The sequence below is a fragment of the Streptomyces sp. NPDC025638 genome, from assembly GCF_055558775.1.
This window is the reverse complement of the sequence record NZ_JBVHLX010000075.1, coordinates 1-1,303: the sequence shown is the minus strand read 5'-3', so window position 1 is coordinate 1,303 and position 1,303 is coordinate 1. Positions and strand designations below refer to the sequence as shown.

2 protein-coding genes are annotated in these 1,303 nt (G+C 66.6%); both read left to right on the top strand.

What is annotated here, in order from left to right:
• Positions 1-435 (top strand): alpha-glucosidase C-terminal domain-containing protein (locus tag ACZ4EG_RS46635; RefSeq protein ID WP_467795065.1); only part of this gene is annotated, 435 nt, incomplete at its 5' end.
• A partial coding sequence (locus ACZ4EG_RS46630; protein ID WP_361620764.1) for an alpha-amylase family glycosyl hydrolase occupies positions 432-1,303 on the top strand: 872 nt, incomplete at its 3' end. The genes ACZ4EG_RS46635 and ACZ4EG_RS46630, both read left to right, overlap by 4 nt.

The following is a 1,303-nucleotide window of genomic DNA, read 5'->3' as shown; positions in this document are numbered from 1 at the left end:
GAGAAGTACCAGCTCAAACCCCGCGACTGGGCCGCCGCCGAACGCGACGGACACACCCTCACCCCCCTGATCACCCGCCTCAACACCATCCGGCGCCGCCACCCGGCGCTGCAGCGGCTCAGGAACCTGAGCTTCCACCCGACCGACAACGACGCCGTGATCGCGTACAGCAAGCGCACCGGCTCGGACACCGTCGTCGTGGTCGCCAACCTCGACCCGCACCACACCCAGGAGGCCACGGTCTCGTTGGACATGCCGCGACTCGGCCTGGAATGGCACGAGTCGGTGCCGGTGCGTGACGAACTGACGGGTGAGACCTATCACTGGGGCAGGACCAACTATGTGCGCCTCACACCCGGCCGGGCACCGGCGCATGTGCTCCATGTCGAGCGATCGTCCGTCTCGCCACAGATCGGAGGGCCCAGAGCGTCATGACTGTCAACGACCCCGTCCCGGACACCTTCGAGGACACACCCGCCAAGGACCGGGACCCGGATTGGTTCAAACGCGCCGTGTTCTACGAGGTCCTGGTCCGCTCCTTCCAGGACAGCGACGGCGACGGCATCGGCGACCTCAAGGGCCTGACCGCGAAACTCGACTATCTGCAGTGGCTCGGCGTCGACTGCCTCTGGCTGCCGCCGTTCTTCAAGTCGCCGCTCCGCGACGGCGGTTACGACGTCTCGGACTACACGGCGGTGCTGCCCGAGTTCGGCGACCTCGCCGACTTCGTGGAGTTCGTCGACGCCGCCCACCAGCGGGGCATGCGCGTCATCATCGACTTCGTCATGAACCACACCAGCGACCAGCACCCGTGGTTCCAGGAGTCCCGCAAGAATCCGGACGGCCCCTACGGCGACTACTACATGTGGGCCGACGACGACAAGCAGTACCCCGATGCGCGGATCATCTTCGTCGACACGGAGGCCTCCAACTGGACCTTCGATCCCGTCCGCGGCCAGTACTACTTCCACCGCTTCTTCTCCCACCAGCCGGACCTCAACTACGAGAACCCGGCGGTCCAGGAGGAGATCCTGGCGGCCCTCCGCTTCTGGCTGGACCTCGGCATCGACGGCTACCGGCTGGACGCGGTGCCCTATCTCTACGCGGCCGAGGGCACCAACTGCGAGAACCTGCCGGCCACCCATGAGTTCCTCAGGCGCGTCCGGCGCGAGATCGACGCGATGTACCCGGACACCGTCCTGCTCGCCGAGGCGAACCAGTGGCCGGAGGACGTGGTCGACTACTTCGGCGACTTCCCGAGCGGCGGCGACGAGTGCCACATGGCCTTCCACTTCCCGGTCAT